The organism is Acinetobacter seohaensis, from assembly GCF_056431365.1.
On the sequence record NZ_JBWKMK010000051.1, the window covers coordinates 1 to 21,669 of the forward strand.

The window sequence follows — 21,669 nt, forward strand, 5'->3', positions numbered from 1 at the left end:
TGAAAGAAGGCGTTGAAATGGTAATGCCAGGTGACAACGTTGAAATGTCAGTAGAATTAATCCACCCAATCGCAATGGACCCAGGTCTACGTTTTGCGATCCGTGAAGGTGGTCGTACTGTAGGTGCGGGTGTTGTTGCTAAAGTAACAGCATAATTATAGAATGTGTTAAACAGGTCGAGAGCTTTGGCTCTCGTTCTGTTTTGTAGGTCAGTAGTTCAATTGGTAGAGCGTCGGTCTCCAAAACCGAATGTTGGGGGTTCGAGTCCCTCCTGGCCTGCCACTTTTTTTAAAAAAGCTTGATGTCGGCTAATCTAGTCATATAATAAGTCGCGAATTCTACGACGAGTACAAAAATGTCGAATGATAAATCGCGTGACGCATTAAGCGACGCGCCAATCCCTCAAAGAAATAATTCTGCTGAAGTTGTTCAATCGAGTTCTCCATTAGACTACGTGTTGTGGGGTATCGCTTTGATTTTATTCATCGCTTCGATGATGGTGAATCAGCATCTTCCTGCGTATTGGGCACCAGCCAATGATATTTGGGTGCGTGTTGGGGTAATTTTGGCTTGTATCGTTGTGGCTTTAGGTTTATTATACGCCACCCATCAAGGCAAAGGCTTTGTTCGTTTGCTTAAAGATTCACGTATTGAGTTACGTCGAGTCACTTGGCCTACTAAACAGGAAACTGTAACAACGTCATGGCATGTATTGATTGTTGTTGTAGTCACTTCAATTGTATTGTGGTGTTTTGACTATTTGTTAGGCTGGGCAATCAAGTTAATTATCGGGTAAAAGAGCTATGAAACGTTGGTACATTATTCATGCCTACTCAGGTTATGAAAAACAAGTGATGCGTTCGCTTAATGATCGAATCCAGCGTAGCGCTGTTGCCGATAGCTTTGGTGAAGTCCTTGTTCCTACCGAAGAAGTGGTAGAAATGAAGGATGGTAAGAAACGTAAGTCAGAGCGTAAGTTCTTTCCAGGCTATGTATTGGTTGAAATGGAAATGAACGATGAAACTTGGCACATTGTTAAAGAATGTCCAAAAGTTTTAGGTTTTATTGGTGGTACAGCAGAAAAGCCTGCCCCAATTACGCAAAAAGAAGCTGATGCGATTCTTGCACGTGTACGCAATACTGGTGAAGCACCTCGTCCGAAGACGATGTTTGAGCCAGGCGAAGAATTACTTGTGATTGATGGTCCATTCACCGACTTTAAAGGCGTGGTGGAAGAAGTTCAATACGAGAAGTCACGTTTAACGTTGACAATTAATGTATTTAATCGACCTACTCAGGTTGAGCTGGAATTTCGTCAAGTCGAAAAATCCGTTTAAGTTTGAGTGGTTGGAAAACGCCCGATTTATGATGAATCGGGCATTGTTGTTGTAACGGTATCGTTACTTAAAATATTGGGGAGCCTAGCGGCGTTTGTACCCAGAGGTAATTTGAAATGGCTAAGAAGATTGACGGCTATATCAAGCTGCAAGTTCCAGCTGGTAAAGCGAATCCATCTCCACCAATTGGTCCTGCATTAGGTCAACGTGGTGTTAACATCATGGCATTCTGTAAAGAATTCAATGCTGCTACACAAAAAGTTGAACCAGGTTTGCCAATTCCTGTAGTGATCACTGTGTACAACGACAAGTCGTTCACATTCATCATGAAAACTCCTCCTGCTGCAATTCTTCTTAAGAAAGCTGCAGGCATTCAAAAGGGTTCAGCTGTACCTAACAAAAACAAAGTTGGTAAGTTGACTCGTGCTCAATTAGAAGAAATCGCGACTACTAAAGAACCAGATTTAACTGGTGCTGATTTAGAAGCACGTGTGCGTACCATTGCTGGTTCTGCACGTTCTATGGGCTTGGATGTGGAGCTATAAGACATGGCAAAGTTAACTAAACGTCAAAAAGCCATTGCTGCTGCTGTAGAAGCAAACAAAGTTTACACTTTGGAAGAAGCAGTTGAAGTTCTAAACAACCTTCCTGCTGCTAAATTCAAAGAATCTTTGGATGTTGCGGTAAACCTAGGTGTTGACCCACGTAAATCTGATCAGGTTGTTCGTGGTGCGACTACACTTCCTGCAGGTACTGGTAAAACTGTACGTGTAGCTGTTTTCGCTCAAGGTGCTGCTGCAGAAGCTGCTAAAGCTGAAGGCGCAGACGTAGTTGGTTTCGACGACTTAGCTGAAAGCATTCAAGCGGGTAACCTTGACTTTGACGTTGTGATTGCAGCTCCGGATGCAATGCGCGTAGTAGGTAAGTTGGGTACGATTCTTGGTCCACGTGGCTTAATGCCAAACCCTAAAGTGGGTACTGTAACTCCTGACGTTGCGACTGCAGTTAAAAATGCAAAAGCAGGTCAAGCGCGTTACCGTGTAGACAAAGCGGGTATTATCCACGCTGCGATTGGTCAAGTTGGCTTTACTGCTGAAGCAGTTCGTTCAAACGTTGAAACCTTAGTTGCTGACTTGAAAAAGTTAAAGCCTGCAACTTCTAAAGGCGTATACATCAAAAAGATCACTTTGAGCTCTACTATGGGTCCTGGTCTTGTTATTGATGTACAGAACGTTTCTAACTAAGTCTGACTTAGAAAGAATTTTAAAGTCCTGAAAAGTCTCCTTCTCCCTCTGGGAGAAGGTCGGGATGAGGGTTAAACCTCTCCCTAACCCTCTCCTAGCAGGAGAGGGGGACATTCAGGCGGACTTTGAATTGGTAAATGAGAATTTATCAGCGTCAAAGACCTCAGGCGAGAGTAGTTTTATGCTGCTTTCTTAATCTTCCAGCCTGGGTAGACGCGGTGGTGTGATTTATTCCTCCTCCGCGTGTAAGTTCAGCAATGAATTTACGAATTGGGAGTGTGCTTCACGTAAGCACATAAATCACCGTTAGGAGGTTTTACAATGGCTCTTCTTATCGAAGACAAAAAACAGATCGTAGCAGAAGTTAACGAAGTTGCTTCTAAAGCGTTCTCTGCTGTTGTTGCTGACTATCAAGGTATGAGCGTTGAGCAATTAACGGCTCTACGTGTTGAAGCGCGTAAATTAGGTGTTACTACACGTGTTGTACGTAATACTTTGGCTAAACGTGCTTTTCAAGATACGCAATTCACGATCTTGAACGACAACCTTGTTGGCCCAACAATTTTAGCTTTCTCAACTTCTGAAGACGACATGGGTGCAGCTGCACGCTTGTTCGAAGAATTCGCTAAAACGAATAAAGCATTTGAACTTAAAGCTGCTGCATTTGACGGCAAACTTTATCAAGGTGCTGAAGTTAGCGTAATTGCGAATCTTCCGAACCAAGAAAAAGCGCTTACTATGCTTGCAAACGTTCTTCAAGCTCCTATTTCGAAATTGGGTCGCCTTATTACTGCGCTCAAAGAGAAAAACGAGTCAGAAGCTGCATAAGCTTAAATTTATTTCCACACCATTCAATTTCCATTTGGAGTTATTCTCATGGCTTTAACTAACGAAGAAATCTTAAACGCAGTTGCTGAAAAAACTGTTCTTGAACTTGTTGAACTTATCTCTGCTTTTGAAGAGAAATTCAATGTATCAGCTGCTGCTGTTGCTGTTGCTGCTGCTCCAGGCGCTGGCGCTGCTGCTGCAGAAGAGCAATCTGAATTCAACGTTGAGTTGACTTCTTTCGGTGCGAACAAAGTTGCTGTAATTAAAGCAGTTCGTGAAGCTACTGGCCTTGGTCTTAAAGAAGCTAAAGACATCGTTGAAGGCGCTCCTTCAGTGATCAAAGAAGCTGTTTCTAAAGAAGAAGGTGAAGAGCTTAAGAAGAAACTTGAAGAAGCTGGTGCTACAGTTACACTTAAGTAATCTTAAGGGGAGTCGATTTTTTTATAATCGACTCCAAAAAATGGCTGATGGCTCTTGGGTCATCAGCCTTTTTGCGTTACAATTATCGGCTCGATTTTTGTTTGAATGATGGGAAAACCATCGAAAACAATATAAATCAATAAAATCAAACGCTTACCAATATTTTTCCACATTTAAAAATATTGTTAAGCGTTTTAATACCACTAAAAATTGCAGCATTTGTAAAGAGTGGTGGCCATATCGGCCTGCGTAATTCCTTCTAAACCCGTTCTGCAGGCGGGTTTAGTTTACTTTCCGAGGACTCCAGATGGCATACTCATATACCGAAAAGAAACGGATCCGTAAGAATTTTGGTAAATTGCCCCAAGTAATGGATGCACCGTACTTGCTTTCGATTCAAGTCGACTCGTACCGTACTTTCCTTCAAGATGGCAAAACTCCAAAAAGCCGCGAAGATATCGGTCTCCAAGCCGCATTTCGTTCAGTTTTTCCTATAGAAAGTTATTCTGGCAATGCTGCTTTAGAATTTGTTGAGTATAGTCTTGGTAAGCCTGAGTTTGATGTACGTGAGTGTATTCTTCGCGGCTCAACTTATGCGGCACCAATGCGCGTAAAAATTCGTTTGATCATTAAAGATCGTGAAACGAAATCAATCAAAGATGTGCGTGAGCAAGAAGTCTACATGGGAGAAATGCCATTGATGACGGATAACGGTACCTTTGTGATTAACGGTACTGAGCGTGTAATTGTTTCTCAATTACACCGTTCACCAGGCGTGTTCTTTGACCACGATAAAGGTAAGACCCACTCGAGCGGTAAAGTGTTGTATTCAGCACGCATTATTCCTTACCGTGGCTCATGGTTAGACTTTGAATTCGATGCCAAAGACCTCGTTTATGTGCGTATTGACCGTCGTCGTAAATTGCTTGCGACTGTAGTGTTGCGTGCATTGGGCTATAGCAATGAACAAATCCTAGACTTGTTCTTTGAGAAAGTACCTGTCTATTTAGACATGGGTAGCTACCAAATTGACCTTGTCCCAGAACGCTTACGTGGCGAAATGGCACAATTTGACATCACTGATACTGACGGCAAAGTGATTGTTGAGCAAGGTAAACGCATTAATGCGCGTCACGTACGTCAAATGGAAGCAGCTGGTCTTGAGAAGCTTTCAGTTCCTGATGAGTACTTGTACGAACGTATTACTGCAGAAGACATCCAGCTAAAAGATGGCGATGTGATTGCTGCAAACACCTTGTTAAGCCATGAAATCATGGTGAAACTTGCAGAAGGTGGTGTTAAACAATTTAACATCCTATTCACCAATGACATCGACCGTGGTTCGTTCATTGCGGACACCTTACGTGCAGATACAACTGTTGGTCGTGAAGATGCTTTGGTAGAAATCTACAAAGTGATGCGTCCAGGTGAGCCACCGACGAAAGAAGCCGCTGAAAATCTGTTCAATAACTTGTTCTTCTCTTCTGAGCGTTATGATTTATCGCCAGTAGGTCGTATGAAGTTCAACCGTCGTTTGGGTCGTCCTTACGAAGTGGGTACAGATCAGAAATCACGTGAAGTTGAAGGTATTTTGTCTAACGAAGACATTACCGATGTACTTAAAACATTGATCGAAATCCGTAACGGTAAAGGTGAAGTCGACGATATCGACCACTTGGGTAACCGTCGCGTACGTTCAGTGGGCGAGATGACTGAAAACCAATTCCGTGTTGGTTTGGTACGTGTTGAGCGTGCTGTAAAAGAGCGTTTGTCACAAGCTGAAACAGACAACCTGTCTCCGCAAGATTTAATCAATGCGAAGCCAGTGGCTGCTGCAATCAAAGAATTCTTTGGTTCAAGCCAATTGTCTCAGTTCATGGACCAAAACAACCCGTTGTCTGAAATTACCCACAAGCGTCGCGTATCTGCGCTTGGTCCAGGTGGTTTGACACGTGAACGTGCAGGCTTTGAGGTACGTGACGTACACCAAACTCACTATGGTCGTGTGTGTCCAATTGAAACGCCTGAAGGTCCAAACATTGGTTTGATCAACTCGCTTTCTGTTTATGCAAAATGTAATAATTTTGGCTTCTTGGAAACGCCATACCGTAAAGTGGTTGATGGTCGTGTAACCGATGAGGTTGAGTATTTATCTGCAATTGAAGAAGTGGGCACGATCATTGCGCAAGCGGACTCAAGCGTAGACCAAGATGGCAATTTAACAGAAGAATTCGTATCTGTACGTCACCAAGGTGACTTCGTGCGTATGCCGCCAGAGCGCGTGACGCACATGGACGTTTCTGCACAGCAGGTTGTATCTGTAGCAGCATCACTGATTCCATTCCTTGAGCACGATGACGCCAACCGTGCCTTGATGGGATCGAACATGCAACGTCAGGCTGTTCCGACGCTTATCGCTGATAAACCACTTGTTGGTACAGGGATGGAAGCGAACGTAGCACATGACTCAGGTGTATGTGTGATTGCAAACCGTGGTGGTCGTATTGAATATGTCGATGCTTCACGTGTAGTCATTCGTGTGAACGAAGAAGAAATGATCGCGGGTGAAGCAGGTGTAGATATCTACAACCTGATCAAATACACACGTTCAAACCAAAACACTTGTATTAACCAAAAAGTTTTGGTGAAGATGGGTGATAAAGTAGGTCGTGGTGATGTATTGGCTGACGGTCCATCTACAGATGGCGGTGAGCTTGCACTCGGTCAGAACATGCGTGTCGCGTTCATGACTTGGAATGGCTATAACTACGAAGACTCGATCTTGCTTTCTGAGCGTGTACTTCAAGAAGACCGTTTAACTTCGATTCACATTCAAGAATTGTCATGTGTTGCACGTGATACCAAATTGGGTGCGGAAGAAATCACAGCTGATATTCCAAACGTGGGCGAAGCTGCACTGTCTAAACTAGACGAGTCTGGTATCGTTTACATTGGTGCTGAAGTGACTGCAGGCGACATTCTTGTTGGTAAAGTAACGCCTAAGGGTGAAACTCAGTTAACGCCTGAAGAAAAATTGCTTCGTGCAATCTTCGGTGAAAAAGCAGCAGATGTGAAAGATTCATCATTGCGCGTTCCATCAGGTACTAAAGGTACTGTGATTGACGTTCAAGTCTTTACCCGTGATGGTCTAGAAAAAGACGAACGTGCACAAGCGATTGAAAAAGCACAACTTGATGCATACCGCAAAGACTTGAAAGAAGAATACAAAATCTTTGAAGAAGCAGCGCGTGAACGTATTATCCGCTTATTAAAAGGTCAAGAATCTAACGGTGGCGGTACAACTAAACGTGGCGACAAACTTTCTGAAGATGTGTTGTCTGGTTTAGAGTTAGTTGATCTACTTGAAATTCAACCAAGTGATGAAGCAATTGCTGAGCGTTTAACTCAAATTCAAACTTTCTTGAAAGAGAAGAGCTTTGAAATTGATGAGAAATTCGCTGAGAAGAAACGTAAGCTTTCTACAGGCGATGAACTCACTACGGGCGTGTTGAAAGTTGTTAAAGTTTATCTTGCTGTTAAGCGTCGCATCCAACCGGGTGACAAGATGGCGGGTCGTCACGGTAACAAAGGTGTTGTATCAAACATCTTGCCTGTAGAAGACATGCCGCACGATGCTAACGGTGTACCAGTAGATATCGTATTGAACCCACTAGGCGTACCATCGCGTATGAACGTGGGTCAGATTCTTGAAACACACTTGGGTATGGCAGCCAAAGGTTTGGGTGAGCAAATTGATAAAATGCTCAAACAACAACGTGAAATTGCTGAACTACGTGAGTTCCTAGACAAGATTTATAACAAAGTTGGTGGCGAGCAAGAAGATCTTGACAGCTTAACTGATGATGAAATCTTGGTATTGGCTGGCAACTTACGTGCAGGTGTTCCGTTGGCTACTCCTGTATTTGATGGTGCAGAAGAAGGTCAAATTAAAGAATTACTTGAACTGGCTGAATTACCACGTTCTGGTCAAACCGTGTTGTACGATGGTCGTACAGGCGAGAAATTTGACCGTCCAGTGACTGTAGGTTATATGTACATGCTCAAACTCAACCACTTGGTGGATGACAAGATGCACGCACGTTCTACAGGTTCTTACTCACTTGTAACGCAACAGCCGTTGGGTGGTAAGGCACAATTCGGTGGTCAGCGTTTCGGTGAGATGGAAGTCTGGGCACTTGAAGCATACGGTGCTGCATACACGCTTCAAGAAATGCTCACTGTGAAGTCGGATGACGTTGAAGGTCGTACCCGTATCTATAAGAACATTGTAGATGGTAACCATTATATGGACCCAGGTATGCCTGAATCGTTTAACGTATTGACCAAAGAGATCCGTTCTTTAGGTATCAACATTGAACTGAAAAATGGTGACTAAGCATCTCCATTAAATCTCCCTAAATCCCTCTTTATAAAAGAGGGACTTTTCCCCCTTTGAAAAAGGGGGATTAAGGGGGATTAAAACTCAGTTAAAAAACAATATTTGTGACCCAGTTGGGATGTGAAAACAGCCTCCCAGCACACGGAGAAAAAAATTGAAAGACTTGCTCGATATCATGCGCAAAAAGACGGATTCAGACGGTCATGCTCCAGTAGAGTTTGACCGCATCCGTATTGGTCTTGCGTCACCAGAAATGATTAAGTCATGGTCTCACGGTGAAGTTAAAAAGCCAGAAACCATTAACTATCGTACGTTTAAGCCTGAACGTGATGGTTTATTCTGTGCCAAAATTTTTGGTCCAGTAAAAGATTACGAATGCTTGTGTGGTAAATACAAGCGTATGAAATACAAAGGCGTCATTTGTGAAAAATGTGGCGTTGAAGTAACGACTGCAAAAGTTCGTCGTGAGCGTATGGGTCACATCGAACTCGCTTCTCCAGTTGCACACATTTGGTTCTTGAAATCATTACCAAGCCGTATTGGTTTATTACTTGATATGACTTTACGTGATATCGAGCGCGTATTGTATTTCGAATCTTATGTGGTTACTGACCCAGGTATGACGCCATTTGAGAAATATCAACTTCTCAATGACGAAGAATACTTCAATGCTCTAGAAGAGCATGGTGATGAATTCACTGCGAAAATGGGTGCTGAAGCAGTTCAAGACTTGTTAAAAGACATCGATCTTGAAGCTGAAATTGCTCGTTTACGTGAAGAAATTCCACAAACAACTTCAGAAACTAAGCTGAAAAAAGCCTCTAAGCGTTTGAAGTTGATGGAAGCGTTCAAAGAGTCGAACAACAAGCCTGAATGGATGGTGATGAATGTACTGCCTGTACTTCCACCAGATCTTCGCCCGTTGGTTCCACTTGAAGGTGGTCGTTTTGCGACTTCTGACTTGAACGATCTTTATCGTCGTGTGATTAACCGTAACAACCGTTTGAAGCGTCTTCTTGACCTTGCAGCGCCAGACATCATCGTACGTAACGAAAAACGTATGTTACAAGAGTCTGTTGATGCCTTGTTAGATAACGGTCGTCGTGGTCGTGCAATCACAGGTTCAAACAAGCGTCCGCTTAAATCTTTGGCAGATATGATCAAAGGTAAGCAAGGTCGTTTCCGTCAAAACTTACTTGGTAAGCGTGTTGACTATTCAGGTCGTTCAGTGATTACCGTTGGTCCAAACCTACGTTTACACCAGTGTGGTCTTCCGAAGAAAATGGCACTTGAACTGTTCAAGCCATTCATCTTTGCAAAATTACAAGCTTCAGGTCAAGCAACCACCATTAAAGCTGCGAAGAAAATGGTTGAGCGCGAAACCCCAGAAGTTTGGGATGTACTTGCATCTGTAATTCGTCAACACCCAGTGATGTTGAACCGTGCGCCTACACTTCACCGTTTAGGTCTTCAAGCATTTGAACCGATCCTGATTGAAGGTAAAGCCATCCGTTTACACCCACTCGTTTGTGCTGCGTTCAACGCTGACTTCGACGGTGACCAAATGGCGGTACACGTACCATTAACACTTGAAGCGCAATTAGAAGCGCGTGCGTTAATGATGTCGACCAACAACATCTTGTCTCCTGCGAACGGTGAACCAATTATCGTACCATCTCAGGACGTTGTCTTGGGCTTGTATTACATCACGCGTGATGCAATCAATGCCAAAGGTGAAGGCATGGTGTTTGCAGATACGCACGAAGTAAACCGTGCACTTGCAACGGGTCAAGTTGACTTACACGCTCGCGTAAAAGCACGTGTACACCAAACCGTAATCAATGAAAATGGTGAGCGTGAGCAACAAACTATTGTTGTAGATACGACACCAGGTCGCTGCTTGCTTTGGGAAGTTGTGCCTGAAGGTTTAAGCTTCGAGCAAATTAACCTAGAGATGAACAAAAAGAACATCTCAAAGTTAATCAACTCTTGCTACCGTAAATTAGGTCTAAAAGACACGGTTATTTTTGCAGACCAATTGATGTACTTGGGCTTCCGTCAAGCGACACGTTCAGGTGTTTCTGTGGGTATGGAAGACATGGTCATTCCACCACAAAAACAAGCAATTATTGAAAAAGCAGAAACTGAAGTTCGTGAAATTGAACAACAGTTCGAGCAAGGCTTCGTAACTGCGGGTGAGCGTTATAACAAAGTGGTCGATATTTGGGCACGTACCAACGACCAAGTTGCTAAAGCGATGATGGACAACTTGTCATTCACAACTGTGAAAAACAAACAGGGTGAAGACGAGAAGCAAAAATCATTCAACTCGATCTACATGATGTCGGATTCAGGTGCGCGTGGTAGTGCGGCACAGATTCGTCAGTTGGCGGGTATGCGTGGTTTGATGGCGAAACCAGATGGTTCGATCATTGAAACGCCAATTAAAGCGAACTTCCGTGAAGGTTTGACGGTACTTCAGTACTTCATTTCAACTCACGGTGCGCGTAAAGGTTTGGCCGATACCGCATTGAAAACAGCGAACTCAGGTTACTTGACACGTCGTTTGGTTGACGTTGCACAAGACTTGGTAATTACTGAGCCAGATTGCGGTACTTATGGCGGTTTAGTGATGACACCATTCATTCAAGGTGGTGATGTCATTGAAAACCTTGGTACGCGTGTATTAGGTCGTGTAACTGCAGAAGATGTGAAGAAAGCGGGTTCAGACGAAGTTATTCTGCCACGTAACACACTCATTGATGAAAAACTTGCTAACTTCTTAGAAGAGCAAGGTGTCGATGAAGTAAAAGTACGTTCAGTGGTATCTTGTGAATCGACCTTTGGTGTATGTGCGAAGTGTTATGGTCGTGACCTAGCACGTGGTCACTTGGTGAATCCAGGTGAATCTGTGGGTGTAATGGCTGCTCAATCGATTGGTGAGCCAGGTACACAGTTAACCATGCGTACATTCCACGTGGGTGGTGCGGCAAGCCGAACTTCTGCAGCCAATAGCGTACAAGTGCGTAACAAAGGTTCAGTACGTTTCCATAACGTGAAAACTGTACAACACGCTAAAGGTCACTTGGTATCTGTTTCACGTTCAGGTGAAATTGGTATTGCCGATGAGTTAGGTCGTGAGCGTGAGCGTTATAAACTGCCATACGGTGCGTCAATCTTGCTCAAAGATGGCGAAGCGGTAGAAGCTGGCGGTATTGTGGCGACTTGGGATCCACACACGCATCCACTTGTGACCGAAGTTGCGGGTAAAATCCGTTTCAGCCAAATTGCTGATGGCGTGACTGCAACCTCGAAAACTGATGATGCAACAGGTATGACCACAGTTGAAATCTTGCCAGTGACTTCACGTCCTGCGTCAGGTAAAGACTTACGTCCTGCTGTGGTATTAGACACTGTGGATGGTGGCGAACAGTTCTACTTCTTGCCACAGAACACGATTCTTTCTGTCCGTGATGGCGAAAATATCGGTGTGGGTGACGTTATTGGTCGTGTACCACAAGAATCTTCACGTACTCGTGATATTACCGGTGGTTTACCACGCGTTGCAGACTTATTTGAAGCACGTAAACCAAAAGAGCATGCGATTCTTGCAGAAGTGTCAGGTATCGTGAGCTTTGGTAAAGAAACCAAAGGTAAGAACCGTTTAGTGATTACACCAGATGATGGCTCTGAGATTTACGAAGAGTTGATTCCAAAATGGCGTAACATCAACGTGTTTGAAGGTGAGCATGTGAACCGTGGTGAAACCATTTCTGATGGTCCACAAAACCCACATGACATCTTACGCTTGAAAGGTGAAGTGGCATTAACCAACTACATCGTGAACGAAGTTCAAGACGTTTACCGCTTACAAGGTGTAAAAATTAACGATAAGCACATTGAAGTCATCGTGCGTCAAATGTTGCGTAAAGTTGAAATCACCGATGGTGGCGATACGAGCTTCATCAAAGGCGAACAAGTGGATTACATTCGCGTGGTACAAGAAAACCAAGCTGTACTTGCACAAAACAAGTTCCCAGCGAAGTTTGAACGTCAATTGATGGGTATCACCAAAGCATCGCTTTCAACAGACTCGTTCATTTCTGCTGCATCGTTCCAGGAAACTACACGTGTGTTAACTGAAGCGGCTGTAACAGGTAAAGAAGATGATTTACGTGGCTTGAAAGAGAACGTTGTTGTGGGTCGTTTGATCCCAGCAGGTACGGGTCTTGCTTACCACTTAGAGCGTCGTCGTCAAGAAGCTGAAGCTGCTGAATTGGCATTAGTGAATGATTTCTCTGATGTAGATCAAGCATTAAGCCAAGCATTTAGCGATGAATTTAACGATCTCTAATTCGTTTTAAAGCATCATTTAAAGACGCCTTTCGAGGCGTCTTTTTTTTGCCAACGTTTTAGTTGCATATTTTGCTTTAATAAAGCCGCAATATTGCATATAGTGAATTAAGAACAATTTAAAAATATCAAGAAAACTAAGGGGATAGCTTATGCAATTTAGAGGACTGACACTGTGTTTATCGACAATGCTACTGAGTGTGTCTGTTTCGGCTGCACCAATGCCAAACAGCATTGTGGTGAAAGACAAAGCCATTGTGCCTATTCTAAAAACTGAAGTGATTCGTACAGTGACAGGTGAAAAGCCTATACGCCATGTAGAAGCCACGATTTTTGAAGTGAGCAATCAGGGTAAAGATATTGTGGCAAAGGAAGTTGTTTTTGATGATGATCAAGCACAGTTTTCAGAGAAACAATTGGGTATTCCTGTGATTCAAAAAGGTGGGGTGATTGTACCAACCTCAAAAATTGAGTTGAATAAAACCCTAAAGCAGGATGGTAAAGTCATTTCTGAAGTGAAAACGATTGATGCAGAAGGCATGGAATATAAGCAGGGGCAGGCGCCAATTCATCGCACATTAAAACTGGATCGGGTCAAAACGCCTGAAAGCAAAGAAACAGTTTCTCATGCTGTGTTTACTGAAGATGGTAAAACCACACGTGATGTGGTGGTACTTGAAGAAGAGGGTACAGAATCCTTTATGATGCCTTAAGCATTTTACAGAAATACCTTCATCTTGCTGTGCTTGGTAACAGTTTTTTCAAAGTTGTTACCGCAATATGCACTAAGCTGAGAGCGAATAGACCGAGGGGGAGTGATCACCATGAAAAAAGTATTGAGTGTATTGGCAATTGCCACAGTATCGACCATGCTTATGGCGGGTTGTGAAAGCATGAGTTCTAATGACCAACGTATTGGTGCTGCAGCATTAGGCGGTGCCGTTGGTGGCGCAGCGGGTAACAGCGTAGGTGGTAGTGTTGGTGCAGCAGCAGGCGCAGGTGCAGGTGCAGCAGTTGGAAGTAAAACCCAAGATGGTTCTAACCGTAACGCAACCTATAGTGGAATTGGCGGTGCGATTGGTTCAATTTTAGGTAAAGAAGTGATAGGTGGTAATGCAGGCGCTGCAATCGGTGGTGCTGTTGGTGGTGGTGCTGGTGCAGCCATCGAGCAAAAGCGTTAATCTGAATACGAACAGCCATGCCATCCTACTGAAGTATTTATATTTCAGTACATCCAACGCAGAGTCTTATGATTCTGCGTTTTTTATGCGCTAGCTGAAAAATTAATGCGTTTGGATAAATTGATTGACTGCTTGAGTATAAGCATTATTTTGTCCCAATGACTTGTTGATTTCAGCATGTGAAAGTCGGACAGGCAATAACTGGGTTTGAGTTCCGAATTTCTGTGCTTGTTGAATAAATTGTCGAGCTTGAGTACAGGGTTGATCTGCACGGATGGTTGAGCACACCGCGAGAAATGCAGGTAAAGCTTGATGTAGCTGAGCTATCGGAGAAAGGGCTTTCCAGTTGGAAGGTTGATCACCAAAGGCTTGATCATAAAAACGTGCATGACGTGTTTGCATTATCTTTTCTATATCATAAGCCGCGCTATCTAAAGCAACTGTAGCACGCCAAGGCTGTGGCTGGGGTGCCAGCCAATGGGGGCGAACGGTTAATAGACTTACCAGGTGTGCGCCCGCAGAATGTCCCATCAGCACCAAGCGTTTTGAGTCAGCATGCCAATGCGGTGCCTGATTTTGGATATAAATAAGCGCTTGGGCGATATCCTGAGTTTGCTGCTGTACGGTCACATCCGGAACTAATCTATAGTTGATAGACACAAAAATCCAGTTTTGCTTGGTCCAGTAACTCAGCTTATTTTTGACCACAGCAGCATGATTTTTATCACCCATTTTCCAAGCACCGCCATGGACCATCATCATGAGCGGGGCTGGTGTTTGATCTGTGAGTACTTTGGCAGGGAAATAGACATCCATCACTTGTTGAGGATGAGATCCATAAGCCACATTTTTCAAAGTCTGGACTTTGGTAAATGTATTCGGCACCAAAGCATGGAGGGATGTCGATGAATAGAAACAAAGTAGGGAAAAGATTGGCACAAGATTTTTTTTCATTTTAATGATCCTTTAATTTTAAATACTATCAATGTTTATAATTTTTATGATCCACTGATGTATCAACAGTAATACGTTAATTAATTCATACCTGCTCAAAAAGAGTAGAGAAGTTTGTCGGTGACATTGATCTTTTTGTCTTTTGATTAAAATAATATTACCAACAACGCAGAATCATTAGATTCTGCGTTTTTATGTGAGCTAAAAATTACGTTGCTACGGCTTTGGGCTTTTTACGTCGGATATATAACGTTTTATGCACTTCTGCAATTCGTACACCTGATTCATCGATAATATTGAGCGTATATTGACGTGTCAGAGGAGCATAGTCTTCTGCGATCTGTTTGATTTCCTCGACTTCAGCGGCACTCAGGCGAATATCGGCATACACCGTACTGCGTCCTGGGGCGAGGAAATGAATCGTTGCCGCTTTATCCCAAACAATATATGTTGAACCCAAGTGATGCATCAGAATTAACATATAAAAGGGATCGACCATGGAATAGAGACTGCCGCCAAAATGCACCCCGACAATGTTTTGATTTTTGCGGGTCAGTGGCATTTTGACACGGACATGGTGGTTGGCTAAATCGATTTGATCGATTTCAATGCCTGCACCCCGATAGGGTGGGTACCGATTTAAAAAGTATTTAGAAACGATAGGAAGTTGCTGTAATTTTTTGATGAGATTCATGTGATATTTCATAGAGCCTAGAGCAGATTGTCTTTTATATTAGTATGAAATTTAAGCAAACCTATGGCATATTTTGTTATTCTCAACAGCAATCGTGTCAATAAAAACCAACAGGATGTTTATGCAAGCGCAAACGCAATGGATTGAAACCTCTGATCGACAACAGCTCTATGTCAAAACTTGGGGCGAAAAAAAAGCACCTGCACTGATTTTGGTGCATGGCTATCCAGATAACCAAGAAGTCTGGGAACGGGTGATTGCCGTGTTGGTGCAAGATTTTTATGTGGTGAGTTATGATGTGCGCGGTGCGGGACAATCCTCCATTCCTAAATCCATTCGTGCCTATAGCTTGGCTCAATTGGCTGCAGATTTAATGGCTGTTGCTAATGCCGTTTTGGGGCAGCGTGCATTTCACTTGGCAGCTCATGACTGGGGTTCAATTCAGTCTTGGGAAGCAGTGACGGATCCAGAATTAAAGGGACGAATTTTATCGTACAGCAGTATTTCAGGCCCATGTTTGGATCATGCAGCGTTCTGGATGCGTAAGCAGTTTTCTGAAAATAAAATTAAATTTTTCAAACAAATGCGTAAATCTTGGTATATTGCTGCCTTTCAACTTCCTGCACTTGCGCCTACAGTTTGGCAGTTCTTTCAACCTGAACAATGGCGTCAGGTAGTGATGCGCTTAGAACGCGATCAAGATATTGCGATCAATCCTAATATCCGCAAAGATGGGCGCTATGGCGTCAATTTATATCGTGCCAATTTTATCCCACGTTTATTAAAGCCGCGTCAACGTTATGCAATTTGTCCTGTGCAAGCTATTGTCTTGAAATATGATCAATTTGTGGGTGCTGAATTGATTGATGAAATGTCGCATTGGGTAGATGATTTTCAACGTGTGGAGTTGGCTGCCAATCATTGGGCAATTCTTAGTCAGCCACAAGCTGTTGCTACAGCTATCCGTGACTTTGCTTATAAGCATGAAAATCAGTGATTTTTGCTTGATCATACTTAGATTCATTTGTCGGAGTTGAATGTTTGGTCAACTCCAATCTGCATAATCTCTGATAAAATAGCTTCTTTTTTGAATTTTCATCTCTTATGTTCGCAATTCTTGCTGCCATTGCAATCATGTTCGGATTGTCGTTGGCTCGTGTGCCTGTGGTTTTTGCCTTGGTTATTGGTGCAGTTTCAGGTGGTTTACTGGCTGGTTTAGGCTTACAAGGCACTTTAGATGCGTTTAATAATGGCTTAGGTGGTGGTGCAAAAATTGCCCTTGCTTACGGTATTTTAGGTGCATTTGCTTTGGCTTTGGCACGTTCAGGTTTGCCTGACTTATTGGCCTACAAACTGATTCGCACTTTAACAGGTAGCAGTAATACTAAGGTACAGAACCGCGTTAAATATCTGATTTATTTTACTGTGGCTTTGGCAGCGGTCTTCTCACAAAACTTAATCCCTGTACATATTGCATTTATTCCTGTATTGATTCCACCTTTATTAAGTGTTTTCAATCATTTAAACCTAGACCGTCGTGCAGTGGTTTGTTTGCTGACTTTTGGTTTGGTTGCCACCTATATGTTTGTTCCTGTGGGTTTCGGTGCAATCTTTCTGAATGATATTTTGGCGCACAATATCAACACCTTTGGTGCTCCGTATGGTTTTGCCATTCAAAATGAAGATATTCCTGCTGCCATGTTTATTCCTGTGTTTGGGATGTTTATTGGGCTATTGATCGCGTTATTTGTAAGTTATCGCAACCCACGACACTATCTAGATGTGCAGCTAGAACGTACTCAAAGCATTTCGAGTGAACTCAATGCAGACACAACAGGGGCAAGCTTACAAGCACCACAAATTGCTAAATTTACGCTGTGGATGGCAGTGTTTGCGATTATTGCAACCTTAGCAGTGCAATTGTATTCAGATTCGATGATTCTGGCAGGTTTGGTGGGTGTTGCCATTTTAAGCTGTGCAGGAATTTTCAAATGGAAAGAAGCGGATGATGTGATTATTACCGGTATGCGGATGATGGCACTCATCGGCTTTATTATGATTGCTGCACAAGGTTTCGCAGCAGTGATTGAAGCCACCAATCAAGTACCTGCATTGGTGGAAGCTTCGGTACAGTGGATCGGTGACAGCAAAGGCTTAGCAGCATTTTTAATGTTGCTGATTGGTTTGTTAATCACCTTGGGGATTGGCTCGTCTTTCTCTACCGTACCTATTTTAGCAATTATTTATGTGCCTTTATGTCTGCAGTTCGGTTTTAGTCCTGCCGCGACCATTGCAATTATTGGTACAGCAGCAGCCTTAGGAGATGCGGGTTCTCCAGCATCGGATTCAACATTAGGGCCAACTTCCGGCTTAAATATGGATGGGCAACACGACCACATGAAGGACAGTGTGGTACCGACTTTTATTCACTTTAATATCCCATTGATCATTTTTGGTTGGATTGCAGCGATGGTGCTGTAAATCATCACCAAAATGCGTAAGCGCACGTGTTCAGAATAGGCTGGGCACGTTGCAGCACAGTGTTAAAACAACAAAAAAATATACTTCAATTTCATCCTCACATCTGCCGATTGCATCTCAATACACGATTTTAAATCTCTAAACAAAATAGTCTGTTTTCATTGTTTTCAGCTTCATATATTAGAATGAAGGTGATTTTAATTCTCTTTATTTAATTTTAATAATTTTTATTAATTTCCTGTGATTTAAAAATATAAAACCTGAGTGAATTAATCAATTTAAAATAAATTTGTTTTAATTTTTAAATAAATATAAGATGTATTTCAAATAAACCTTTTAATATATTTTTTAAGTAAAATTGAGTAATATAGTCGGGAAATAATAATATAAACTTTATTAATTAACTCGGGTTTTAAAACCAAGTAATTTGGTCTATTTAAAATAAATTTATATAATAATGAATAGTTTATAAAATAATTAAAATATTATGTTTAATATGTGTTGCATATTAATAGTGGTCGTGTTTAATATTAATTAAGCGTTAAGATTTTTATTCTAAAGGTGGTTTTGAAATGTTAAAGCATGTTGCTCTAATTGCATTAATGGGAATGTCTGCTTCTGCTATGGCAGGTCAATGGCAAGTTAAAGTTGGTGGTTCTGTAATTTCTCCAACTCAAGATACTACAGTACCAAACGTTGGCCATTTTGAAGCTGACCATGAATATGCATTTACACCATCTGTAGAATATTTCTTTAATGACAATATCTCTGCAGAATTATTGTTGGCGACACCAATCAGCCATGATGTAGCTTACGAGGGCGAGAATGCTGTTAAAATTAAGCATTTACCGCCAACGTTAACGGCTAAATATCACTTTAAAAATTCAACCCGTTTCACGCCATACATTGGTGTCGGTGGTACTGCATTTGTAGCATGGGATGAAAAAACATCAGGTGATTTAGCTGCCTTGAAAGTAAAAGTTAAAGAAGATTTTGGTTTTGCAGGTCAAATCGGTTTTAACTTCCAGCCAGCGGATGCTAAAAACTGGGGCGTATTCTTTGATGCTCGCTATGCACAGCTTAGTCCAGAAGTAAGTGTTGAAGGAACACCTATTAAATTCGATTTAGACATCGACCCAATGGTGTACACCATCGGTTATAGCTACAAATTTTAATTATAAAAAGTAGCTCTTTATAATAATAAAAATCAGCGCAACCCCATCTTTATGATGGGGTTTTTTATCGCAAAAAATAACAAATGTATCGAATGAAAAAATTGAGTGCATGTGCCATGTTCATTTACAGTCTGAAAGATAAAGTAAAGAACGATAAAGAAGGAATTAATTCATGTTGATAAAATACGGTTGGCCTATATGTGTTGGTTTAATGCTGAGTGTCGCGGGGCATGCGGCGAGTTTTTCTTGTGAGAAAGCTAGAACACCAACAGAACATGCCATTTGTGAACATCGTGCGGTCAATGATGCCGATGTGAAAATGGCAACCACCTATCGTATTGTTAGCCGTTTGGTCGCTATGGGGACGCGTTCACAAATTCGTGATGAACAATTTCGTTGGTTAGAATTGCGTGATCGTTGTGGCGCTTCCGTCGATTGTTTAACCCAAGTGTATAATTTGCGTCAGCAGAAATTAGAGGATCATTTAAATCAGGTCTATCAACGTGCACCTTTTTAAATTTTTCTGGGTTTAGGCTTGAAAAATTAGGCAATCACTCCAATTCATAAACACATCCAACAATAACCATGTTTATGAATTTAAGGAGTGATGAATGAGCGAGCACAGCCAAAAACACAGTTTCCAAGCCGAAGTGGCGCAGTTATTACATTTGGTGACCCATTCTCTTTATTCCAACCCTGAAATTTTCTTGCGTGAACTGATTTCTAACGCATCGGATGCCTGCGACAAATTACGTTTTGAAGGCATCAACCATCCTGAATATTATGAAAATGATCCAGATTTACGTGTGCGTATCCGCTTAGATCAAGACAAGAAAACCCTGACCATTTCAGACAATGGCATTGGTTTAAGTCAGCAGGATGCGATTGAGCATTTGGGTACCATTGCCAAATCGGGCACCAAAGACTTTATGTCAAAATTGACGGGCGATCAAAAAGCCGATGCGCAATTGATTGGTCAATTTGGTGTGGGTTTCTATTCAGGTTTTATCGTGGCAGATAAAATTACTGTGGAATCACGCCGTGCAGGATTGGCTGCAGATGAAGCCGTGCGTTGGAGCAGTGCGGGTACTGGCGAGTTTGATGTCGAGCAAATTCACAAAGCAGAACGGGGTACCGATATTATTCTGCACTTGCGTGAAGATGCGCTGGATTATTTAGAAAGCTACAAAGTTAAGCAGATCATCAATAAATACTCTGATCACATCAGTTTGCCAATTCAAATGCAGAAAGAAGTATGGCAGCAAGAAGAAGCAGCTGAAGGTGAAACACCGAAAGCAGGTCAGTATGTGAAAACTGATGAGTGGGAAGCAATTAACTCGGCCAGTGCGTTGTGGACGCGCAATAAAAACGAAATTAGTGCAGAACAGTACATTGAGTTTTATAAAAACCTCAGCCACGATTTTGACGCACCATTGGCATGGGCGCATAACCGTGTTGAAGGCAGTACTGAATACACTCAGTTGTTGTATGTGCCAAGTAAAGCACCGCACAACATTTTTACTCGTGAAGCCAAAGCGGGGATTAAATTGTATGTGAAGCGCGTATTTATTATGGATGAGGCAGACAACCTGATCCCGAACTATCTACGTTTTGTACAAGGTGTGGTGGACAGCGCCGATTTGCCATTGAACGTGAGCCGTGAGTTATTGCAAGAAAGCCGTGATGTGAAAACCATCCGCGAAGGCAATACCCGTCGTGTGTTGACCATGTTGGACAATTTAGCCAAGTCTGAAGATGAAAAAGACCAAGAAAAATTTAAGCAATTCTATCAAGAATTTGGTTCAGTTTTAAAAGAAGGCTTAGGCGAAGACTTTGGCAACCGTGAACGTATCCTGAAATTATTACGCTACGCTACTTCAAGTAATGATGACATCAGTACCTCATTGGCGGACTATAAAGCGCGAATGAAAGAAGGTCAGAAAGCCATTTACTACGTTACGGCAGACAACTTGAACGCAGCAAAGCATTCTCCACAGTTGGAGTTGTTTAAGAAAAAAGGCATTGAAGTGTTGTTGATGGCAGAACGCGTAGACGAGTGGGCGATGAACTTTGTGCAGGAGTTTGATGGCACGCCAATGCAAAACGTATCTAAAGGTGCGGTTGATTTAGGCGATCTACAAGATGCTGAAGAGAAGAAAGCTTTAGACGCGGCTGCAGAACAATTTAAACCTGTGGTTGAGCAATTGTCTGCATCTTTAAGCGGTAAAACCAAAGAAGTGCGTGTGACTACACGTTTGGTTGATTCCCCTGCTTGTTTGGTAACAGGTGAAGGTGAACTGTCACCACAATTGATTCGTATGTTGAAGGATGCAGGGCAAGCTGTACCTGATATGAAGCCAATTTTGGAAATCAACCCAGAGCATCCTTTGGTGAAAAAATTACAGGACTCTAATCAATTTGATGATTTGGCGCATGTGATTTTTGATCAAGCTGTGATTGCTGAAGGTGGCTTGCCTGAAGACCCAGCGGAATATGTGAAACGTATTAATAGCTTACTGTTAAAGTAAGTCTGCTTTCGCATGAACATGATCGATGATGCGTTGTACAAATAATGCATCGTCATCTTGCAAGATCATCTTGCA

Annotated in this window: 18 protein-coding genes and 1 tRNA gene; 17 read left to right on the top strand and 2 right to left on the bottom strand. The window is 42.4% G+C overall.

What is annotated here, in order from left to right; translation table 11 throughout:
- The 12 genes from AC07E5_RS08970 to AC07E5_RS09025 all read left to right on the top strand — a co-directional run.
- Positions 1–155 (top strand): EF-Tu C-terminal domain-related protein (locus AC07E5_RS08970; protein ID WP_447270508.1); only part of this gene is annotated, 155 nt, incomplete at its 5' end.
- A 51-nt stretch (positions 156–206) separates the two neighbouring features.
- A tRNA-Trp gene (locus AC07E5_RS08975) sits at positions 207–282 on the top strand.
- Between the two features lie 73 nt (positions 283–355).
- The gene (gene secE, locus AC07E5_RS08980; RefSeq protein WP_004975769.1) at positions 356–796 is read left to right on the top strand and encodes a preprotein translocase subunit SecE; all 441 of its coding nucleotides are present in this window, start codon (positions 356–358) and stop codon (positions 794–796) included.
- Between the two features lie 7 nt (positions 797–803).
- Positions 804–1,337 (top strand): transcription termination/antitermination protein NusG, encoded by a 534-nt coding sequence (gene nusG, locus AC07E5_RS08985; protein WP_004975770.1) that lies wholly within the window; start codon positions 804–806, stop codon positions 1,335–1,337.
- Between the two features lie 116 nt (positions 1,338–1,453).
- Positions 1,454–1,882: a 50S ribosomal protein L11 gene (gene rplK / locus AC07E5_RS08990; RefSeq protein WP_004975771.1), complete on the top strand. Its 429-nt coding sequence runs from the start codon at positions 1,454–1,456 to the stop codon at positions 1,880–1,882.
- A gap of 3 nt (positions 1,883–1,885) precedes the next feature.
- Positions 1,886–2,581, top strand: coding sequence for a 50S ribosomal protein L1 (gene rplA / locus AC07E5_RS08995; protein WP_004975774.1), 696 nt, complete (start codon positions 1,886–1,888; stop codon positions 2,579–2,581).
- A 321-nt stretch (positions 2,582–2,902) separates the two neighbouring features.
- On the top strand, positions 2,903–3,409 hold the full coding sequence (gene rplJ / locus AC07E5_RS09000; protein ID WP_096902333.1) for a 50S ribosomal protein L10: 507 nt from the start codon (positions 2,903–2,905) through the stop codon (positions 3,407–3,409).
- 48 nt (positions 3,410–3,457) lie between these two features.
- On the top strand, positions 3,458–3,829 hold the full coding sequence (gene rplL, locus AC07E5_RS09005; protein ID WP_004975779.1) for a 50S ribosomal protein L7/L12: 372 nt from the start codon (positions 3,458–3,460) through the stop codon (positions 3,827–3,829).
- A gap of 307 nt (positions 3,830–4,136) precedes the next feature.
- Complete coding sequence (gene rpoB, locus AC07E5_RS09010) at positions 4,137–8,225, top strand: DNA-directed RNA polymerase subunit beta (RefSeq protein ID WP_131260966.1); 4,089 nt, start codon at positions 4,137–4,139, stop codon at positions 8,223–8,225.
- A 157-nt stretch (positions 8,226–8,382) separates the two neighbouring features.
- Positions 8,383–12,582: a DNA-directed RNA polymerase subunit beta' gene (rpoC, locus tag AC07E5_RS09015; protein ID WP_096902331.1), complete on the top strand. Its 4,200-nt coding sequence runs from the start codon at positions 8,383–8,385 to the stop codon at positions 12,580–12,582.
- 151 nt (positions 12,583–12,733) lie between these two features.
- Complete coding sequence (locus tag AC07E5_RS09020) at positions 12,734–13,294, top strand: hypothetical protein (protein WP_096902330.1); 561 nt, start codon at positions 12,734–12,736, stop codon at positions 13,292–13,294.
- 111 nt (positions 13,295–13,405) lie between these two features.
- On the top strand, positions 13,406–13,762 hold the full coding sequence (locus AC07E5_RS09025; RefSeq protein WP_004975789.1) for a YMGG-like glycine zipper-containing protein: 357 nt from the start codon (positions 13,406–13,408) through the stop codon (positions 13,760–13,762).
- A 102-nt stretch (positions 13,763–13,864) separates the two neighbouring features.
- Here the strand turns inward: AC07E5_RS09025 and AC07E5_RS09030 are convergent, their stop codons facing one another.
- Together AC07E5_RS09030 and AC07E5_RS09035 are read right to left on the bottom strand one after the other, a co-directional pair.
- Positions 13,865–14,716, bottom strand: a complete 852-nt coding sequence (locus AC07E5_RS09030; protein WP_096902328.1) for an alpha/beta hydrolase — start codon at positions 14,714–14,716, stop codon at positions 13,865–13,867.
- A gap of 208 nt (positions 14,717–14,924) precedes the next feature.
- Entirely contained in the window at positions 14,925–15,410 is a 486-nt protein-coding gene (locus tag AC07E5_RS09035; RefSeq protein WP_131260963.1) for a DUF4442 domain-containing protein, read from the bottom strand.
- A gap of 121 nt (positions 15,411–15,531) precedes the next feature.
- Here AC07E5_RS09035 and AC07E5_RS09040 point away from each other — a divergent pair, with 121 nt between their 5' ends.
- The 5 genes from AC07E5_RS09040 (at position 15,532) to htpG (ending at position 21,594) form a co-directional block, all read left to right on the top strand.
- Entirely contained in the window at positions 15,532–16,407 is an 876-nt protein-coding gene (locus AC07E5_RS09040) for an alpha/beta fold hydrolase (RefSeq protein ID WP_498625280.1), read from the top strand.
- Positions 16,408–16,514: 107 nt separating this feature from the next.
- On the top strand, positions 16,515–17,891 hold the full coding sequence (locus AC07E5_RS09045; protein WP_278517289.1) for a Na+/H+ antiporter family protein: 1,377 nt from the start codon (positions 16,515–16,517) through the stop codon (positions 17,889–17,891).
- Positions 17,892–18,463: 572 nt separating this feature from the next.
- Positions 18,464–19,066, top strand: coding sequence for an OmpW/AlkL family protein (locus AC07E5_RS09050; protein ID WP_096902325.1), 603 nt, complete (start codon positions 18,464–18,466; stop codon positions 19,064–19,066).
- A 172-nt stretch (positions 19,067–19,238) separates the two neighbouring features.
- Entirely contained in the window at positions 19,239–19,583 is a 345-nt protein-coding gene (locus AC07E5_RS09055; protein ID WP_178865975.1) for a lysozyme inhibitor LprI family protein, read from the top strand.
- A gap of 94 nt (positions 19,584–19,677) precedes the next feature.
- Complete coding sequence (gene htpG, locus AC07E5_RS09060; protein ID WP_004975801.1) at positions 19,678–21,594, top strand: molecular chaperone HtpG; 1,917 nt, start codon at positions 19,678–19,680, stop codon at positions 21,592–21,594.
- The last annotated feature ends 75 nt before the right edge of the window (positions 21,595–21,669 follow it).